This window comes from Kitasatospora sp. NPDC015120 (assembly GCF_043080305.1).
GTDB lineage: Bacteria > Actinomycetota > Actinomycetes > Streptomycetales > Streptomycetaceae > Kitasatospora.
The window spans coordinates 617,838-636,012 of sequence record NZ_JBIBVJ010000003.1; the positions used below are offsets into that span (position 1 = coordinate 617,838).

The window sequence follows — 18,175 nt, forward strand, 5'->3', positions numbered from 1 at the left end:
GCCAGGCCCGACACCCCAGGAGGACGAGATGACGACGACCGCCGTCGCCGACAACCCCGAGAAGTCCCGCTACGAGATCACCGCCGACGGTGAACTCGCCGGCTTCGCCGAGTATCACCGCCACGAGGGCGAAATCGCCTTCATCCACACCGAGATCGACCCGCGCTTCGGCGGCCAGGGCCTCGGCGGCGTCCTCGCCCGCGCCGTGCTCGACGACGCCCGCGCCCACGACCTCGCCGTGCTCCCGTACTGCCCGTTCATCCGCGGCTGGCTGACCAAGCACCCGGAGTACCACGACCTCGTCCCGGCCGCCCAGCACGAGCGGTTCGGCCTGTGACCGCCGCGACGACCGGCGGAGCCCCGGACGCGACGGGCGCCGGCACCGGTTTCGTCCGCGCCGCGGCCGCCGTCGCCACCAGCACCGCCGACGACTACCGCGTCGACATCCGCTCCGGCCGCCACCAGCTGGCCGCCGACGAGCCCGAGTCGGCCGGCGGCGCCGACACCGCCACCACCCCGGTCGGCCTGCTGCTCTCCGCCCTCGGCTCCTGCACCGCGATCACCCTGCGGATGTACGCCCAGCGCAAGCAGTGGCCGCTGACCACCGTGCGCGTCCACCTCGGCTACGAGAAGGGCCCGGAGAAGGCCGTCCGCATCACCCGCCGGATCGACCTCGTCGGCGACCTCGACGACGCCCAGCGCGCCCGCCTGCTCGACATCGCCGACCGGACCCCGGTCACCCGCGCGGTCTCCGCCGGCACCCCCATCGTCCCGGCCGCCCCGCGCGCCTCGACCTCCGGAAACGGGACCCACCATGCCTGAACCCGAGCTCGTCACCCCGACCGTGCGCGGCGGCCGCGCCGACACCCCGGGCGGCCCCGTCCACGAACTCCTCGCCCCGCGCGAGACCGCCCTCGGCGGCAGCACCGTCGTGCGCCGCCTCCTGCCGAACCTGGGGCGGCGGATGGTGGGGGCGTGGTGCTTCGTGGACCACTACGGTCCGGACGACATCGCGGACGAGCCGGGCATGCAGGTGCCCCCGCATCCGCACATGGGCCTGCAGACGGTCAGCTGGCTGCACGCGGGCGAGGTCCTGCACCGCGACAGCCTCGGCAGCCTGCAGACCGTGCGCCCGCGCGAGCTGGGCCTGATGACCTCCGGCCGGGCGATCTCCCACTCCGAGGAGTCCCCCCGCCCCCACGCCCGCTACCTGCACGGCGCCCAGCTCTGGGTCGCCCTCCCCGACGCCCACCGCCACCGCGCCCCCGCCTTCGAGCACCACCCCGACCTGCCCACCGTCACCGCCCCCGGCCTCACCGCCACCGTCATCCTCGGCACCCTCGACGGCACCACCTCCCCCGGCACCACCCACACCCCCCTCGTCGGCGCCGACCTCACCCTCACCGCCGGCACCACCCTCGACCTCCCCCTCGACCCCGACTTCGAGTACGCCGTCCTCACCATGTCCGGCCAGACCGACGTCGACGGCGTCCGCCTCGACCCGGGCTCCATGCTCTACCTCGGCACCGGCCGCCCCCACCTCCCCCTCCACGCCCCCACCGACGCCACCTTCCTCCTCCTCGGCGGCGAACCCTTCGACGAGAAGCTCGTCATGTGGTGGAACTTCATCGGCCGGTCCGGTGAGGAGATCCTCCAGGCCCGCACCGACTGGGAAACCGGCACCCGCTTCGGCCAGGTCCACGGCTACGACGGCGCCCGCCTCCACGCCCCGGCCCTCCCCGACATCCCTCTTAAGGCGCGCGGACGCGTGCGCTGACCTGCGAGGTTGTCGCCGATGCGAGGTGCGTGGCCGTTGGTGTCGACGGGGTCGGGTAGGCATGCGCCGGCCTCGACAGAAGGCGGCCGCGCCTCGGCTCGGCATCCGCTTGGGATGCGGTGCGGGTGGCCCTTCGATTCTCAAGTTCGGGCGCCTATCGCAAGGTCTGCTCGTATTGATGCTGACCTCTTGCCGACTTTTCTGATGGGTCGTCAGTAGTTGGCGGCCGACCATCTGCCGGTCCGGCGCTGTCCGAGTTCTGTTGCTGTCGCGGCGATGATCAACCAGACAAACATGAAGCGATCACCCAGAAGGGTGGTTTGCCATGACTCGAACACGGGCGGTTCCCAACGCCCTTCTGTGAGGATCGGTCCACACAAGATCGGGGAACGTCCACGTGGCACGACCGCAAAACCCCCTTCTCCGGCTGCACGCATGATCGCCCGGACAGCTCCGACGGAGCTCCAGGACCTCGGCCGGGTCAGGCAGCTTCTCGTCCGAGTCGACGCATTCCTCGCCGAAGTGTTCGGCGAGGTAGCCGTTGTTCTGAAGCTCGGTGGTCAGGCGGGCGAAGACGAGCTGTAGTGCAACGGTGAGAGTGGCCGTGCGGAGTGTCGATGTGCCGGGTGCGTCGGCTGGTCGTGCCCAGGAACGTGTGGGCTCTGGACCCGGCACCGGCGATGTTCGACGCGATGCTGCGCGGGTGGGAGAAGCAGCAGCGGAGCAGGCTGCTGACGAAGAGGACGATCGGTGACCGGCCGAGCTTGGTGCGGCGGTTCGCGCTGGCCTCGCACCTCCCGGGTGCGGGGCCGTCGGCGTCGGTGCGCAGGGCGCGGGATCAGTCCTCGTCGGAGAAGACGTGTGTCTCGCGGGTGAAGGGGCGGGGGAGGAGGGCCAGGCGGTCGGGCGGCCAGAGGTCGTCCCGTTCGTTGAGGCTGAGCCGGCCGTCGCGCCGCAGGAGCCAGATGATCTCGTAGTGGTACTGGAGCACCGCGTCGCCCGGGATCCGGTCCAGGAGGCCCGCGACGACCCGGACGACGTCGTCCTCCTGCCCTGACAGGTCGGTGGTCTTGTCCAGGCGGAAGGCCACCGAGACGGTCGGGGTGAGGTGGAGATCGGTGACCAGCGGGTTCCACGGCCTGGGGTTGGGGGCGAAGATCCGGATCCAGGTGCCGTACCTGGTGACGACGCCGTCGGTGAGCAGGTCGGCCGCCGCCGTGGTCGGATCGAACAGCCTGGCGCCCCGCGCGACGTCGTCCAGCACGTCGGCCACCTCGGCGAGCGACAGCGGCGTGGCCAGGTTGAAGCTGTGGGAGATTGACATGGCTGGGATCCGTTCGGATGCGCTAGGGGTAGATGTGCAGGATATTGCCCTGCCGGTCGATCACCACGGCCTCCTGGAGCCCTTCGATCGGCCAGTCGTGGAGCTGGGCCTTGAGGGCCGAGACCTCCACCGGGGAGTCCGCGAGGTTGACGACGATCCGGCTGGTCTGGCCTTCCGGCGCCCGGGCGCCCTCGCCGGGATCCGTGAAGGGCAGTTCGTGTCCGGCGTTGCGCTCCGCGTCCTGGTCCTCGGACTTGGCGGTGCTCGTGGCGCTCTCGCCCTCGTTCCACTGCCGGAACGCGTCGGCGGCCCGTTCCCGGGCCCAGGCCAGCGTCCACCGGTAGTCGGCCAGTGCCGTGGAGGCGTCGTGGAAGCAGTCGCCGGCCACCAGCCACTTCTTGGGCTCGCCGTGGAAGGCGCGCCGGAACGCGTCGCCGGCCTTGCCGGACCAGCCGTCGACGGTGTCGATGCGCTTGAGGCCCTCGCCGGTCGAGTGCAGGATGTCGCCGTAGCTCTTGAGCCAGGCGACGGTCGAGGCGATTGTTTCGGGGTTCCCCGGGACGATTTCCCTCGGGTCGCCGGTCTGCCCGAGGTTCTTGGCCACTACTGCACCCCGGGGTCCTCGCCGCCCGGGCGGGTCACCGTGCCGCCCGGCTGCCCGAAGAGGGTTCCGTCGACCTCGCGGTAGGCCTTGACGCTCGCGGTCAGACGTTGCGAGACCTGGGCGGCGTCCTTGATCAGGTGCTCGACGCCGATCTCCCAGCGGGTGCAGAACTTCTCCAGGACGTCGGCCAGGTGTCCGTGCCGGCGGATCAGCGTCCGCGAATTGGAGGCCGCCACCCCGGCCGACGCCCTGGTCCCCGAGGACATCGCCCGGGTCTGCAGCCTCGGCCTGCGGGCCGTCGCGAGGGTCGGTGACGGACCGGATGTCCGTGGACGGATCATCCCCAGCACCCTCGACACGGGCACCGCCACCGCCACCGCCACCGCCGACGCGGTCACCCCGTACGCCGACGCCTTCCTGCTGACCGACACCGCCGCGAACAAACTTTGTCGAGGCGGCGGAGCGAGCTGGGGCTGAGGTCGCGCTGACCTGCTTTCCACTCGGTGACGTACTCGTGGAACTGCATCGGGCTGTACTGCTGGATGCGCGCGGCCTTGTGCTGGCCCGCCCGCTGGTGGAACTTCGTCGGCCGCACCGGCGAGGAGATCCTCCAGGCCCGCACCGACTGGGATACCGGCACCCGCTTCGGCGAGGTGCACGGCTACGACGGTGCCCGCCTCCACGCCCCCGATCTGCCCGCGCTGCCGCTGAAGGCGCGTGGGCGGGAGCGCTGACCCGGGGGAGGTCCGTGAGTTCCGCTCCTCGTGCCTGCCTCCTCGGAAAGGCGCCTTGTAGGGCCGGTCGATTCTCAGGTGTGGGCACCTGTCGCACGGTCTGCCCGTATCGGTGCTGACCCATGGCCCGCAGAGGCTTCGTTCCTTCGGCGGGAATGCGGGCACGCTCAGCGGCCGGGCTCCATCTCGACGGGGGAGGGCGAGGGGTTCGTCGATTCGGTCTCCGCTCCGTTCCAGCTGGACCTGCACGTTGCAGTGGCCCGCCTGTCCTCCTGGAACAGGAACGCGCATGCTCCCGGAGCGCCGGGACCCCCCGGCCGGAACGATGTGGTGACTGAGCAGTTCGAGTAGCGATATGTGTGCGCACGACCCTTGATCGATCCTGCGGATCGCCCACAGCCGAGCGTCCGGGCGTTTCGGCGATGAGGGAACTCGTGGTGCGGGAGGTGTGGGCGGGCGAGCTTCGGGTGCCCGCGCCACGCGAGTCCCGGGGGACGCTCCGGCGACGGTGACGATGACGTCGGATTCGAGGCCGAGGGAGCCGGCCGTCGGCCGCTTCGCCGTCGAGCGCGCGGCCGCCCGGCCCCGGCCCCGGCGCCTTTGCCGGGGCCGGGGGGTCGGGTCAGTTCGCGATGCTGAAGTCGCCGCCCGCGGGCGCGGCGATCTTGTCGGCGCGGGTCAGGCCGGTCTGGGAGGCGACCGGGGTGCTGCTGTTGGTCTGGGTTCCGTCGGCGAGCTGGCCGGAGCTGTTGGCGCCCCAGGAGCGCACGGTTCCGTCGCCGAGCACGACGACGGTGTGCTCCCGTCCGCCTGCGGCCAGCTGGACGCCGGTCAGGCCCGGCACGGTCACCGGCTTGTAGCTGCTGTTGGTGGTGCCGTCGCCGAGCTGGCCGGAGGTGTTCTGTCCCCATGTGCTGAGGTGCTTGTCGCTGCCGGTCACGGCCAGGCTGTGGTTGCCGCCGGCCGCGATCAACGAGACGGTGCCGGCCCCGAGTTCCACCTCGACGGGCGTGTAGCGTTTGATGGTGGAGCCGTCGCCGAGTTGTCCGCCGGCGTTGTCGCCCCACGCCTTCACCGTCGCGCCGCCGACCAGGGCGAGGCTGTGGTGGGCGCCGGCCGCGATCCGGGTCACTCCGGTCAGGCCGGGGACCTGGACCGGTGCGTTGCTGCCGGCCTCGCTGCCGTGGCCGAGCCGGCCGTTGAGACCGTGGCCCCAGGCCCAGACGGTGCCGTCCTCGCGCAGCGCCAGGCTGTGGTGGAGGCCGGCGGCGAGGGCGACCACCTTGTCCAGGCCCTCGACCCGTACGGGCACGCCGCTGTCGGTGTTGGCGCGGTTGCCGAGCTGGCCGTAGTTGTTCCTGCCCCAGGCGACCACGGTCTTGTCGGCCAGCAGCGCCAGGCTGTGCGCGCCGCCCGCCGCGACGTCGGTGGCGTTGGACAGGCCGACCACCGGACCGGGCGTGTTGCGGCCGAACGTCGAGCCGTCCCCGAGCTGGCCGGAGCGGTTGGAGCCCCAGGACAGCACCGTGCCGTCGGTGAGCAGGGCCAGGCCGTGACCGTTCCCGGGGCCCTCGGCGCCGGCGGCGATCTTCACCACGTCGGTGCTGCTCAGGCCCTGGACCGAGGCGGCGGTGGCGCTGAAGCTTCCCCAGGAACCGTCGCCGAGCTGGCCCTCACGATTGTTCCCCCATGCCTTCACTTGCTTCTCCTGCGCCATCGACATCTCCCGGACGAGTCGGCGAGACGCCCGCGCGCCTCACTCCTCCGCATCCTCCAGCGCCCGGGAACCCGAGCCCGTGCCCAGTCCCGATCTTCACTCGAACGAGTGGAAAGGTTGCCGGCAAGCCACCGGTCACCCCGTCGGCCACTCCCGCCGGACACTGCTGTGCCGCGGTCGGCGATGAGCTGGAGCAGCAGGTGCATCGGGGCGGTCATACTCGGCTGCCGCGTGGTTGATGTCGGGGTTGCGCAGCACGGCGGGCGCGCCGCTGTCCGGCCGGGTCACGGCGAGCATGGCGCGGCCGACGGCGTCGGTGGTGGTGATGTGCCGGGGGAAGAGGCGCTTGAGCAGGGGGTGGAGGGCGGCGGTGGCGCGGTAGAGCCCGCGGTAGAGCGGGGTGCGGGAGACGGCACCGTCGACCGGCTGGACGAAGCCGGGACGGAACACGTGGACGGCCATCGGCAGGGCGCGCAGGTCGTTCTCGGTGCGGCCCTTCACCCGCGCCCACATCTGCCGGCTCCGCCCCGTGGGGTCGGCGCCCTCCCCGGAGACGTAGACGAAGGCGGGGCCGGGGCCGGCGGTGGTCAGGGCGCGGGCGGTGGCCAGCGGGTAGTCGTGGGTGATACGGGTGTACTCGGCCTCGGTGCGGCCGACGGCGGAGACGCCGAGGCAGTAGAAGCAGGCGTCCAGGCCGGTGAACTCGTGCTGGATCGCGCTGTAGTCGGTGAAGTCGGCGTGGACGATCTGCCGCAGCTTCGGGTGGGCCGCCTCCAGGGGTGTCCGGACGACGGCGAGGACCTCGGTGACCGCCTCGTCCCGCAGGGCGGCGCGCAGGGCTCCGTGCCCGATCATTCCGGACGCTCCGAAGACGATGACGCGCATGTGGTTCTCCTGATGGCTTGGATGGTGGAGACGGCAGGGTGCCGGACCGCCGCGGGCGAGGCCGTCCGCCGCGGCCCTCGCCCGGGAGGTCAGCGGGAAGAGCCGATGGAGCGGGAGATCACCGCGTCGAAGGCCCGGTCGGGCAGCAGGCGCCGAAGGGCGAGCAGGGGGCGGGCACCGAAGCCGGTGGCGTAGCGGGTCCTGGGCCGGCGCGCCGTGACGGCCTTGCCGATGGCGTCGGCGATCACGGTGGGCGACGACATGCGCCTGGCCATGCTCTCGGAGCGCATGGACGCGGCGACCGCGGCGGACTGGCCGGCGTAGGCGCCGCCGGCGGAGGACTTCTCCAACTGGTCGGCGGCGATGCCCGACCACTCGGTGGCGATGCCGCCGGGCTCGATGACGACGACGTCGATCCCGAACGGCTTCACCTCGACCCGCAGGCAGTCGCTGAGGCCCTCCAGGGCGAACTTGGTGCCGTGGTACCAGCCGCCGAGCGGCGTGTGGATCTTCCCGCCCATCGAGGTGACGTTGACGACCGTCCCGCTGCGCCGGGCCCGCATGTGGGGCAGGACGAGCTGGGTCAGGCGCACGGCGCCGAAGACGTTGACGTCGAACTGGCGGCGGGCCTCCTCCTGGGGGACGTCCTCCAGGGCGCCGTACGAGCCGTACCCGGCGTTGTTGACCAGGACGTCGATGCGGCCGGTTTCGGCGATGACGCGCTCGACCCCGGCGCGCAGGGAGTCGTCGTCGGTGACGTCCATCGCCAGCGGGCGCACGCCGTGTCCGGCGAGCTTCTGGAGGCGGTCGGTGCGGCGGGCGGCTCCGTAGACGGTGAAGCCGAGCGCGATCAGCTTGAGGGCGGTCGCTTCGCCGATGCCGGAGGAGGCACCGGTCACGAGGGCGGTCTTGGTGGTCATGGGGATGGATCCTCATCGTTGACGGGAGCGGGTTCGTGGTTTCCACGGTAGGTGGCAGGCCCCGCCAGGGAACTAGCCGACAACGCCCTTCTTCTTGCCGTTCGCGCCACCACCGTGGTGGCGCCTTCCGCATGCCGAACGGCGCGTGCGGCATGCCCCGCGCCGACTGCGGAGGCCTACCCTGAGGGGCATGGCTACTGAGCGGTTCACCCTCGACCCGGGGACCCGCGCGCTCCTGCGCGACCTCGGGATCTCCCTGGCCCGGGTCCTGCGGCGGGCGCACCTGCCCGCCGGCGTCTTCGCGCACGGCCCGGTCACGATGACGGCCGAGGAGTACTACCGGTTCTGGGCGGCGCTGGACGACGAGGCGGCGGATCCCGACCTGGCGGTGCGGATCGGGCGGGCCCTGTCCGTGGAGGTGTTCAACCCGCCGATCTTCGCGGCGCTGTGCAGCGCCGACCTGCGCACCGCGGCCGAGCGCATCGCCGCCTTCAAGCCGCTCATCGGCCCGGTCGGGCTGGACGTCACCGCCGGCCGCGCAGGGCTGACGATCGCCGTCCACTGGCCCGACGGACCGCCACCGCCACCGCTGCTGACCGGTGCCGAACTCGCCTTCTGGGCGGCGCTGGCCCGCATCGGCACCCGGCACGAGGTCCACCCGACCCGCGTCACCATGCGCCGGCCCCCGCGGCCCACCCCCGCGACGAGCGCCTACTTCGGCACGCCGATCAGCGAAGGAGCGGCGGACACCGTCACCTTCTCCACCGAGGACGCCGCACGGCCCTTCCTCACCGAGGACGAGGCCCTGTGGACCTTCTTCGCCCCGGAACTGCGCCGCCGCCTCTCCGAACTCGAAGCGTCCGCCACCACGACCGACCGGGTGCGCGCCGCCCTCCATGAACTCCTGCCCGCCGGCCGCAGCTCCATCAACGCCGTCGCCGCCCAGCTCCTGACCAGCCCCCGCACCCTCCAGCGACAACTCCGGACGGAGGGCACCAGCTACCAGGCCGTCCTCGGCGACACCCGCGAGAAGCTCGCCCGCCGCTACCTGGCCGACCGCTCCCTGCCCACCTCCCAGGTCGCCTACCTCCTCGCCTACGACGACACCAACTCCTTCTACCGCGCCTTCCGCCGCTGGACCGGAACCACCCCCGAAGCCGCCCGCACCGGCCAGCAACTCACCTCCGCATGAACGGCGCCCCATCGCGGCGGCCACGTTCCGTGCCGATCGGACATTGATCCCGCCCCGTGGCTACCGGTGACAGAACAGGCAAGTGGCGTACTGGACACCGTAAACGGAACCTACTCGAACTTTCACCAAGGGGCAGGCGAAGACGCAACGGCCGACCTGGTCTGCCTGCTTCGGTCGGGGGTTGCGAGAACGGTGAAGGAAATCGGATTGGATGAGGTCGCCGAGGCCGGTCTCTGGCGCCACCAGTGGGTCCGACCGGGCTCCGCGGGCAAAACAGACAGAAACTAGCGCCACTCGCACCTACTGGAGTATTCAATTGGCCCGGATACCAGAATGGCAGAAATATCAAAAAGAAGTTTCCTCCTTCTTGTCTGAGCTCGGGTTCGATGTGCGCGTCGATGAAACCATTGAAGGTGCACGAGCCCAGCACGACATCGACGTATCGGCCCGTATGAGTACTGCTGGGGTAGATATTCTATGGCTGGTCGAATGTAAGGCGTGGGGGCGACGGATCCCGAAGGAAAGAATCCTCACCCTCCAGGGAATAGTCGATGACATCGGAGCCGACCGCGGACTTGTCTTCTCTGAGAGCGGATTCCAGGCCGGAGCGATTCGAGCAACTCGGAGCACAAATATCACCTTGACCGGCCTGGAAGACTTCAGGATGAACTTTCAAGATGAGGTCTCACCGACGAAGGCAAGGGCTCTCGACGAGCGAATTGTGCGCCTCCTGCAGGCAATTTCGGCGGTCTGGGATTTGGCAGAGTCGGAGCGAAAGTCGACACTTGCCCGATATTCCGGACCCTCCGGGTTAATTTTCCCCAAGGGTGACCCCCATGCCGTGGTTGGAGTTACTTCCCACCTCAGTCGAATGCGAACGTCGCTGGAAGATGCGCGATTCGGCCGGTGGCCAGTGACTTATGTTCCACTGGATCTCGTTCTCGGCGAGGTTTTTGATATCAACGACTGGGAGGGCCTGCTATTCGTCGCTGAGAAGTCCATGGTTACCTGCGGTCGAATTTATGATCACATGATGACCCCTGGGTCGATTCCAGTCGACTGGAGGGTCCTGCAGCCGCCAGAGCTGACTAGCTTGCTCAGTAGCATTCGCGGTCAGTGAGTGAGGCCCGGGCCCAGTGGGCGGACGGCACTTTGGACTTCGAATACGAACGCACATCATAGGAAAGGAGGACAGGCAGCACGGGCAAGGGATTTGGTCGACCCGGTCAAACGCTCAAATTTCTTGACACCAGACAATAATAGCCTACCCATCTGGTCGATTTCGATCATTTTCGGGAAATTTGGAATATCTTGCACACCTGCACATGCAGAGCCGCTTCTCTGTGTGGATGCACATCGGCGGGGTTTCGACGATTTGCTCGGATGCATGCGACCTTGATGCGCTGGTTGTGCCGTACGCGGGTGAGGCGGCGGTCCGGGATCGGCTGCTGCTCGGCGGCGGCCCGGCTGGCCGGTGGGCGACGTCGTGGACGATCGACGGTAACCAGGTCGTCTGGCCGGTGCGGGACCTGGAGTCGGTGGCGGTGCTGTCGTCGCAGCCCGTGCGGCGATTCACGTGGTTTCCGCGCCAGTTGCAGCGGCCTGGGCTGGAGTTCCTGGTATCGACCGGGCGGATGCACGGCTTCGAGTCGCTGGAGGAGCGGTCCCTGCTGCTGGCGCTGGACTGCGTCGGGGTGACGGAGGTACTGCCGCAGCTGTTCCGGTTGGACTTCGAGCACGTCGGCGGGCGGTCGGCGCACGTTCCGGACTTCCTGGCGGTGATGCCGGACGACGGCCGGTGGGTGCTGGACGTCCGGCCCGCCCGCCTGATCCGAGACGACGAACTGGTGAAGGTTCGCCGCGACGAGGGAGGCCGCGGCGAGTGCCGGGCGGCGCTACAGCGTGATGGCGGGGTTGGCGGCATGTGCTGGGCGTGGTGGACACGCTGTCGGCCCGGCGGCGCCCGCGCTCGGACCGGCTCGGGCTGTAGCCGCTGCTGGAGAGGGCCACGCGGGGGCCGTTGCGGTTCGGCGACCTGGTCGGTTCGTCTCCGTGGCCGCTCCTGGCCCGGGCGGAGGCGGACCATCTGCTCTGGCAACGCCGCCTGGGCGTTGACCTGGCCGAGCCGCTGGGCGACGATTCGTTGGTCTGGGCCGGCGGCGACGCGGCGGCGGTCAGAGGCAGGTCGTGAGCCGGAGCGTCCTGGTCCTGGCGCCCGGGTCGGCCATCGAGGTCGACGGGGTGGAGTGGAGGGTCGAGGCGGTGGGACCTCACGTCGGCTGTCGTGAGGGCGCCTCGGCCACCGGCTCTCGGGGTGCTCGCACTCCTTGAAGAAGCTACCTATGCCGCGTACGAGGTTGATGGTGGCCATGTGTCGACTCCCGGTTCTTGCTGACCTTTCGCTGGCCCCGGATGGTCGATCAAGCCCCTGACCTGGGGCGAAACGGCAGAGGCGTGCTCTGTGGTGGAAATTCATCGGCCACACCGGCGACGAGATCCTCCAGGCCCGCAACGACTGGGAAACCGGCACCCGCTTCGGTGAGGTCCACGGCTACGACGGCGCCCGCCTCCACGCCCCGGCCCTCCCTGACATCCCCCTGAAGGCCTGCGGGCGCGTGCGCTGACCTGGCTGTTAGCCGCTCGGGGGCACGGCGGCCGAGTCCGCCGCACCCTCGAACCGAAGTTTCCCTACGCCCACCCCGAAGTGCCCCTGTCGACAGTCGCCTCCGTACTCGGCATCCGGCGGCGGGAGCGTCCCCGGACACGGACGACGGGCGTGTGTCTGCGTCGGCCCCAGGTGCGGGCGCGCGGCGGCGTCATCGCGAACCCGGCCCCGAGCGCCGCTGCGGTGCTTTTTCGGCGCCGTACGTGGCCTGCTTACCAGCCCACATCGAACACCGAAGGTCCTCCGCAGAGCAGCGACCTTTGCACGGTGAGCGACATTTGCACTACTCTCTGTCGCGAGCGACTTGTTCGACGCCTACCATCACGGCAACTGAGCTCGCCTCCGCCATCAGGAGCGGCTGAGAAAGCACCGTTGCCTTGCCGCGCTCCCTCGGGACCGGGACGATCCTCTGTCTCCCCCCTCGGGCCGGATGATGCGAGGCCCGGACGGCATCGGAGGTCCCGTGCGCTCTCGCACGGCGACCGACACGGATGGAGGTCGGCGGTCGGGTTGTCCGCGCTCTCGCTCTGCCCGGTCCGCACGCGGCCGGGCAGTCGGATGCCGCAGACCGATGACCCGTCGGCCGACTTCTGGAGCGCTCCCTTGACCGAGGCGATCGATCACGCCGTCCCCCTCGACCAGTCCCAGGTCAACCTGGTGGCCGGTGTACTGCAGCAGGCCCTGTGGGACTGCCGGCCACTCGCCGACCAGGGCGGGCGGGACCTCGGGGTCACGCTCAGTCGTCTCGCCGCGCACTGGACGGGCATCGCGGAGCGCGAAGAGCACTGTGACGTCATCAATGTGAACGGCGAGCGGCTCTACGTGGTGTCCCTGTCCCTGGAGGGCTGGTACCAGGTGCGCGCCGCGCTCAGCGAGTACACCACACGGCTGCCGCTCAAGCCGTTCGGCAGTCCGGAGACCCGCGAGAACCGGCGGCGCGTACGGCAGGCCCTGCTTCTCGTGGATCGCATCAAGGAAGCAGTCCATGGTTGACGAATTCGCCGGTGGTTCGGACGAGGCCCTGTCGGGTTGGCAGCCGCCGGCCTTCAAGCTGCCGCGGCCCGCGGCGGTGGACAATCTCGCGACCGCTCTCGCGGCCCGGGGGCTCTCCGAGGCCACGGCTTGGACATTGGCACGGTCCGCCGTGCGCCCGGACGACATGCGGCGCAAGCTGGCCGAAGCGACCGAGCTGCGCGTGCAGGGTGGGACCCTGTCCATCGTCGAGACCCGGCTCTGGTCCGCCGCGGTGATCCCCCATCCTGCCAACCCTCGCGAGTACGGGCACCGTCGGTACCCGCTCGGCGGCTCCGGCGGTGCCGTGACGACCTCTCCCGAGCCGGGTTCCTCGGCAGGCCTCACCGCCGAGCTCGAACTCCGCTGCCCGACGGCCGATCTGCTGGCGCAGCGTCTGGAGGAGACGAAGGACCGCCTGCTCCGGGAGAACCCCCTCGCGTACGACATCGCCGCGGAGGGCGTGCTGCAGCCGCTGACGGTGGTCGCGCTCACCGTCGTGCACGCCGATCGGCACCCCTCCGCGTCCCTGCTGGTGGCCGCGGACGGTTCGAGCCGGGTGTGCGCGGTCCATTCGATCCTCGACTACTCGCCGTGCAGGGTGGCCTACGAGTGGGGGCGGGACGACCGGAAGTACCGGAAGGAGATCAACCGCTGGATCCGGCACGCGCAAAGGCAGGGGTGGGACGGCCTCCGCGAGGACGAGCGCCAGAGACTGCGGGCGCTCACCGTTCCGGCCCGGGTCGTGGTGGGTTTCGACCCGCACCCGCACACCGGCCAGCGGTTCCACACGGCCGTGCGCAACTTCATCGGGCTGACGCACATCCGTCCGCCGCGGCCCTACGGGCCCGCGGTGGAGAACGAGGCGAAGGCGGACGCAGTCCTGGACAGCCTCGCCGAGCCGACGCGTACCGGCGCGGTCCACCTCACGGACGCGGAGAAGGCCTGGTTCGCCGCGACCGTCACCACCGAGGAGGCGCGGGCCAGGGGACTCAGCCCCCATGCAGACGTCAGGACGGAGAACATCGTCAGGTCCCTGCTGGGTGGCGGCGTCAGCACCAGCCGTCGGGTGAACGAGGGCATCCGGTCGCTGACGGCGAAGATGAGGCCCAAGCGCGAGGAACGCGTCGACATCGCCGTCGAGCTGATTCTCCGGCCGTTGCGCGCCGCGGAGGAGGGCGACCCCGGCGTCGTCCGGTCTCGTCGGGCGGCCCTGCAACGTGCCTACCGGCTGCCCGAGATCGAGCGCCTGCCCGCCGGCCGACCGATCGAGTCGGACGGCGGGGAGGGGCCGGGCCTGCGACGGTTGCGTGACCAGGCACTCGAGGAGGTCGAGCGCGGGAGCGGTAATGACGGTCGGCTGGGCACTGCCCAGACGGAACTCGCGGTGAAGGCGGTCTACTACATGGTGGCGGCGGAGCCGATGGCTCTCCAGCGGGAGGTCTTCGGCGGGTCCGGGGGCGAGGACGACCGGTCTCCGGCCTCCGTGCTGAGGGCGATGCTGTCCTGCCGCCGGGGTGTCCTCCAGGCCTACGAGATCGTTCGTTCCGGACGCCGGGGCGACAGGCTCTACGAGGTCACGGAGTCGGGCCACCGGGCCGTCGCGGCCACCGGAGGCCACAGGGAACTGACCGACGGCCTGGTGCGCCACATCTACACCGGCGAACCCCTCGCCGTGGCGGCGGTCGGATACTCGGCGGCCGCCCACTGCTGGGCAACGGTGAGGAATTCCGTGGACTCGCTGCAGAAGAACGTGAAGGCGATGGCGGCAGTACCGCAGCAGGTCGGCGGCCGGAGCCAGGTCGAGGAGGAGGGCTGGGAACCCGCCGAGGTCACCGCCCTCCGCGGCGACCTCGATCTCATCGACCGGCGCATCGCCCGCTGGTCGGACCGCCACCGGGAACTTCAGTCGCTGCGCGAGGCCGAACAGGACCCCGCTGGCGCGATCGAATAGGGCGATCTGCGGAGCGCCCACGCCTCATCCGCACCGCAGCATGCCTTCCGAGGCCTCCTGGACATACTTCTCGAGTGACGGCACCCCAACGGTGTCGCGGTGCGCTTCCTGGTACGCCAGGAAGGCCTCGCTGCGGTGCCCCCCGTTCTCCAGGGCTTCGGCCAGCCGGAACCGCAGGTCCAGCACGTAATTGTCGATCCTCCCGTAGTGCCTCATCGCGTCGGGAAGCCGCCCTTTGATCATTTGGACCGCCCGGGCCGGGTCGCCGGGCATCACGGCTTGGGCCCGCCGGCACAGGTCCTCGACCTCGCCGCGGTGCCGGAACGAGGGGAGCACCGGGGTGGAGGGGGCGTGTCTGCGCGGCACGGGCACCGGTTCCATCGGGGCGCACGGATTCCGGTGCGGCAGGGTTGGATCGTGCACGACCATGCCTTCGGGGGCGGGGCTCCCGCTCTTCGGCAGGTACCTGCGTAGCCCGCGATTGACCTCGTCCACGGTACCGGGCCGGGCCGCGGGGTCCTTGCTCAGGAGCGAGTCGGTCAGCTCACAGAACTCGCGGGGGTAGTCGGGCCTCAACCGTTCTAGCGGAATCGGCGACTCCTCCAGGTGCCACCGGTGGTAGTCGAAGACAGTGGTCCCCTTGAACACCGATTGTCCCGCCGCCATCTCGTAGATGACGCCGCCGAGGGAGTACAGGTCGGACGACTCCGTGGCGACGTGCCCCTCGAACTGCTCGGGAGCCATGTAGGCGATGGTCCCCGGCCGGTCCCCCGTCTTCGTGAGCCTGGTCCCGCTGATCTCCTCGGCGAACCGAGCGATGCCGAAGTCCAGTACCTTAACCAGGCCTTCCCGCGCGGTGATCATGATGTTCTCCGGCTTGATGTCCCGGTGCACGATCCCCAACCGGTGCGCCTCTGCCAGCACATGGCAGATGCCCACCGCCACACTGGCCACCACCTCCGGATCCAACGGGCCGTGTTCCGCCATGAAGTCCTTCAGGGTCAGCCCTCTGATGTACTCCATGACCAGGTAGGGGTGGTTCCCCTCCTGTCCGTAGTCGAAGATGTGCGGAGCCCCCGCCACCTCGACCCTGGCGGTCGCGACCACCTCCTGGACGAACCGCTTGACCAGGTTGTCCCGCCCTTGCGGGTCCGCCGCGTCCAGTTGAGGGAACTTGACGACGACAACCCGCTCCATCCTCTCGTCGTACGCCTTCCAGATCTCTCCCATGCCTCCGTGGCGGAGGACCTCGTCCAGGCGGTAGCGACCGGCCAGGACCAGTCCCCTACGGGATTTCAGCACTGATTCCACCTTCCCCGGGATTCTCCCGAGCCGTGCGTCGACGCTCCGAAAACGCGTCGGAGCCCTCTCCCCGTGTCCGTGCTCAGCTGTGCGGCGGGTCCTCCACCGGTTCCACGGAGCCGACGGCCAGGGCGTCCAGTAGGCGCTGGGCCATGTCGTGCCCGTCCCCGGCCAACCCGTTCAGCGCCTCGTTGAACCGGGCCAACCGCTGGAAGGCTCGCCCGATGCTCCGCTGTTCGTCCAGACCCCGGACCGGTACGGACAGGCGGGCGCTGTCGACCCGCGTACGGCTGCCCGGGCTCGACATGACTCCCGCTTGGCGCCTGTTCGCACCGTGGGCGAGCGTTCCCGCCAGGAACCAGCCGTCCACCACCGACGGGTCGGGCCTGAGCACTGTCACTCCGGGCCCGGGGACGGCCCCGTATTCGGCCGGGTCAGCCGGCCTGGTCCCCTCGCTCCCTCCGTTGAACACCAGGACATCGCCCTCGGCCACCGCTTCCTCGGGCAGGGCGAGGATCCGCTCCGTCGGCTCCGTACGGGCGATCCCCTGGCGCACGGTGATGACAAGGTGTTCCACCACTCCCTCACGCGCGGAGTCACGTCTGGACTGGCCGCGCCACATCCTGACCGCGCCGGTGCGGACGAGGTCGTCCAGGGAGGCCACCGCTGGGGGTTCGGCGACGCCTTCCACCACGACCGGCGGACCGGCCGACAGCTCCATCAGGCCCTGCCGGAATCGCGAGCCGTCCTCCTCCAACCGCCGCAGGTCGACGGCCTCGACGGCTTCCGGCTGGACGTGCCTGCTTGGGGTGAGGTTGACCTCGTCGTCCAGGAGGTCGTGCGCCGGCAGTATCCGGCAGACCTCGCTGTCGGCTCCGGTCCCGTCGAGGAACGCCCGCCACTGGGAGACCACGATGCGGTGGACGAGCGGCCACTCGGTCCCCTCCCTGTCCCCGCTGGCAGCCGAGGCGGGAACGTTCTCGGCATCGATGAGCAGGATCCGCGGGGTGCCGTGGTCCTCCGGTGGCCCGGCGAGCCAGAGATGGGTTCCCATCCCGTGGACGGACGAGGCGCCGGAAGGCAGCGCGACGACGGCGCGCAACGCGCCGCGACGGACGAGTTCGGCCCGGATCCGTCGTCCGGACGGCCGCACGGCGGCGGCCGCGGGCATCAGCACGGCGGCGTGCCCGTCGCTGTCGAGATGCGCAAGCGCGTGCTGTAGCCACGCCAGTTCCGGTTCCGCGTTCGGCGGAAGGCCGTAGCTCCAGCGCGCGTCGTAGCCCAGTTCGTTCCGCCCCCAGGAACGCTGGCCGAACGGCGGGTTGCACACCACGGCCTGAACGCGGTGCTCGGGGAAGGCGTCGTCGAGCAACGCGTCACCCGCCGAGAACACGGACTCTGTGTCCGACTTGAGCCGGAGCCGGATCCGGGCCACCTCGGCGAGGTCCGGGTCAAGCTCTTGGCCATACAGGACCTCGGCCCCGCTGTCGGCCATCGCGCTGAGCAGTCCTCCCGTCCCGCACGCGGGGTCGAGGACCGTCCTCGGCGCGCTGCCGTCGCCGACCGCCACCACGTCGGCCATCAGGGCGGCGACCGGCGCAGACGTGACCTCCACCTGCCGCGCGTGCGCCTGGCTCCATCGATCCAGCAGTTCTTCGAACAGGACTGACGCGCCGAGGTCGGCGCTGAGCCGTCGTGCTTGGTCGACGAAGCCCTGGGGCAGGCCGGTCCCACCGTCGCCGCAGCCGGGCTGCCGTCCGTCCGCGATCACGGCCCCGGTGGAAGCCAGCACCGCGGCGGGACGCGCGGGGTCCCGCAGTGCGCTCATCCACCGCCAGAGCTCCCCGAGCGGCGACACCGTCACCGCGCGTCCGTGCTCCCGGAGCCAGGCCACGACCTCGTCGAGCGAGAACTGCGGGCTGGCGGCCGTCCCCGCCACAGGTCCGGGAAAGTCTGGGTGCCGTCGACGCCAATTGCTGACAGCGGCGGACCCGACGCCAGCGATACGCGCGATCTCGGCAGCCGTCACCAGCGCACCACTCATCGTTGCTCCCTCTGCTCGAACCGATCGAATCCCAGGCGGCTAGTGA

At 70.3% G+C, this 18,175-nt stretch carries 16 protein-coding genes and 2 pseudogenes; 10 read left to right on the plus strand and 8 right to left on the minus strand.

From position 1 onward, the window contains the following. Positions 1-28: 28 nt before the first annotated feature. From ACF1AK_RS11535 to ACF1AK_RS11545, 3 genes are read left to right on the plus strand one after another with little or no spacing between them, the layout of a single operon-like run. Entirely contained in the window at positions 29-337 is a 309-nt protein-coding gene (locus ACF1AK_RS11535) for a GNAT family N-acetyltransferase (protein WP_391498562.1), read from the plus strand. Further along, positions 334-822, plus strand: coding sequence for an OsmC family protein (locus ACF1AK_RS11540; RefSeq protein WP_391498563.1), 489 nt, complete (start codon positions 334-336; stop codon positions 820-822). Before ACF1AK_RS11535 ends, ACF1AK_RS11540 begins: the two co-directional genes overlap by 4 nt. Then, positions 815-1,777 (plus strand): pirin family protein, encoded by a 963-nt coding sequence (locus ACF1AK_RS11545; RefSeq protein ID WP_391498564.1) that lies wholly within the window; start codon positions 815-817, stop codon positions 1,775-1,777. The genes ACF1AK_RS11540 and ACF1AK_RS11545 overlap by 8 nt, the downstream gene beginning before the upstream one ends. 838 nt (positions 1,778-2,615) lie before the next feature. Here ACF1AK_RS11545 and ACF1AK_RS11550 read toward each other — a convergent pair. From ACF1AK_RS11550 to ACF1AK_RS11560, 3 genes are read right to left on the minus strand one after another with little or no spacing between them, the layout of a single operon-like run. Next, the gene (locus ACF1AK_RS11550) at positions 2,616-3,101 is read right to left on the minus strand and encodes a SitI3 family protein (RefSeq protein ID WP_391498565.1); all 486 of its coding nucleotides are present in this window, start codon (positions 3,099-3,101) and stop codon (positions 2,616-2,618) included. A 22-nt stretch (positions 3,102-3,123) separates the two neighbouring features. Next, complete coding sequence (locus ACF1AK_RS11555; protein ID WP_391498566.1) at positions 3,124-3,705, minus strand: putative T7SS-secreted protein; 582 nt, start codon at positions 3,703-3,705, stop codon at positions 3,124-3,126. After that, on the minus strand, positions 3,705-3,941 hold the full coding sequence (locus ACF1AK_RS11560; protein ID WP_391498567.1) for a hypothetical protein: 237 nt from the start codon (positions 3,939-3,941) through the stop codon (positions 3,705-3,707). The genes ACF1AK_RS11555 and ACF1AK_RS11560 overlap by 1 nt, the downstream gene beginning before the upstream one ends. Here ACF1AK_RS11560 and ACF1AK_RS11565 point away from each other — a divergent pair. Both ACF1AK_RS11565 and ACF1AK_RS11570 read left to right on the plus strand, forming a co-directional pair. Next, positions 3,928-4,182 carry a hypothetical protein gene (locus ACF1AK_RS11565; protein WP_391498568.1) on the plus strand — a complete coding sequence of 85 codons (255 nt, stop codon included), beginning with the start codon at positions 3,928-3,930 and terminating at the stop codon, positions 4,180-4,182. The two genes, ACF1AK_RS11560 and ACF1AK_RS11565, sit on opposite strands and share 14 nt — an antisense overlap. A gap of 95 nt (positions 4,183-4,277) precedes the next feature. Continuing rightward, positions 4,278-4,439 (plus strand): annotated as a pseudogene (locus ACF1AK_RS11570) (pirin family protein); the annotation flags it as partial. A 622-nt stretch (positions 4,440-5,061) separates the two neighbouring features. Here the strand turns inward: ACF1AK_RS11570 and ACF1AK_RS11575 are convergent. From ACF1AK_RS11575 to ACF1AK_RS11585, 3 genes are all read right to left on the minus strand, one after another. Beyond that, complete coding sequence (locus ACF1AK_RS11575; RefSeq protein WP_391498569.1) at positions 5,062-6,138, minus strand: RCC1 domain-containing protein; 1,077 nt, start codon at positions 6,136-6,138, stop codon at positions 5,062-5,064. A gap of 153 nt (positions 6,139-6,291) precedes the next feature. Next, a complete protein-coding gene (locus ACF1AK_RS11580; protein WP_391498570.1) occupies positions 6,292-7,041 on the minus strand; it encodes an NAD(P)H-binding protein in 750 nt (249 codons plus the stop codon). Positions 7,042-7,130: 89 nt separating this feature from the next. Then, positions 7,131-7,961 carry an oxidoreductase gene (locus ACF1AK_RS11585; RefSeq protein ID WP_391498571.1) on the minus strand — a complete coding sequence of 277 codons (831 nt, stop codon included), beginning with the start codon at positions 7,959-7,961 and terminating at the stop codon, positions 7,131-7,133. Between the two features lie 190 nt (positions 7,962-8,151). Here ACF1AK_RS11585 and ACF1AK_RS11590 point away from each other — a divergent pair, with 190 nt between their 5' ends. The 5 genes and pseudogenes from ACF1AK_RS11590 (at position 8,152) to ACF1AK_RS11610 (ending at position 14,783) form a co-directional block, all read left to right on the plus strand. Beyond that, positions 8,152-9,153 (plus strand): AraC family transcriptional regulator ligand-binding domain-containing protein, encoded by a 1,002-nt coding sequence (locus ACF1AK_RS11590; protein WP_391498572.1) that lies wholly within the window; start codon positions 8,152-8,154, stop codon positions 9,151-9,153. Positions 9,154-9,469: 316 nt separating this feature from the next. Continuing rightward, positions 9,470-10,273 (plus strand): restriction endonuclease, encoded by an 804-nt coding sequence (locus tag ACF1AK_RS11595; RefSeq protein WP_391498573.1) that lies wholly within the window; start codon positions 9,470-9,472, stop codon positions 10,271-10,273. 1,342 nt (positions 10,274-11,615) lie between these two features. Next, positions 11,616-11,777, plus strand: a pseudogene (locus tag ACF1AK_RS11600) (pirin family protein); the annotation flags it as partial. A 644-nt stretch (positions 11,778-12,421) separates the two neighbouring features. Continuing rightward, positions 12,422-12,811: a hypothetical protein gene (locus ACF1AK_RS11605; protein ID WP_391498574.1), complete on the plus strand. Its 390-nt coding sequence runs from the start codon at positions 12,422-12,424 to the stop codon at positions 12,809-12,811. Next, positions 12,804-14,783, plus strand: coding sequence for a hypothetical protein (locus tag ACF1AK_RS11610; protein ID WP_391498575.1), 1,980 nt, complete (start codon positions 12,804-12,806; stop codon positions 14,781-14,783). Before ACF1AK_RS11605 ends, ACF1AK_RS11610 begins: the two co-directional genes overlap by 8 nt. A gap of 24 nt (positions 14,784-14,807) precedes the next feature. Here ACF1AK_RS11610 and ACF1AK_RS11615 read toward each other — a convergent pair whose 3' ends face one another. Continuing rightward, positions 14,808-16,094, minus strand: coding sequence for a serine/threonine-protein kinase (locus ACF1AK_RS11615; protein WP_391498576.1), 1,287 nt, complete (start codon positions 16,092-16,094; stop codon positions 14,808-14,810). A 73-nt stretch (positions 16,095-16,167) separates the two neighbouring features. Then, the gene (locus tag ACF1AK_RS11620) at positions 16,168-18,129 is read right to left on the minus strand and encodes an N-6 DNA methylase (RefSeq protein ID WP_391498577.1); all 1,962 of its coding nucleotides are present in this window, start codon (positions 18,127-18,129) and stop codon (positions 16,168-16,170) included. Positions 18,130-18,175: the final 46 nt, after the last annotated feature.

Coding starts and splice junctions, on each gene's coding strand:
- ACF1AK_RS11585 (WP_391498571.1), bottom strand. CDS start 7,961: ATGACCACCAAGACCGCCCTCGTGACCGGTGCCTCCTCCGGCATCGGC.
- ACF1AK_RS11610 (WP_391498575.1), top strand. CDS start 12,804: ATGGTTGACGAATTCGCCGGTGGTTCGGACGAGGCCCTGTCGGGTTGG.
- ACF1AK_RS11545 (WP_391498564.1), top strand. CDS start 815: ATGCCTGAACCCGAGCTCGTCACCCCGACCGTGCGCGGCGGCCGCGCC.
- ACF1AK_RS11620 (WP_391498577.1), bottom strand. CDS start 18,129: ATGAGTGGTGCGCTGGTGACGGCTGCCGAGATCGCGCGTATCGCTGGC.
- ACF1AK_RS11580 (WP_391498570.1), bottom strand. CDS start 7,041: ATGCGCGTCATCGTCTTCGGAGCGTCCGGAATGATCGGGCACGGAGCC.
- ACF1AK_RS11590 (WP_391498572.1), top strand. CDS start 8,152: ATGGCTACTGAGCGGTTCACCCTCGACCCGGGGACCCGCGCGCTCCTG.
- ACF1AK_RS11550 (WP_391498565.1), bottom strand. CDS start 3,101: ATGTCAATCTCCCACAGCTTCAACCTGGCCACGCCGCTGTCGCTCGCC.
- ACF1AK_RS11535 (WP_391498562.1), top strand. CDS start 29: ATGACGACGACCGCCGTCGCCGACAACCCCGAGAAGTCCCGCTACGAG.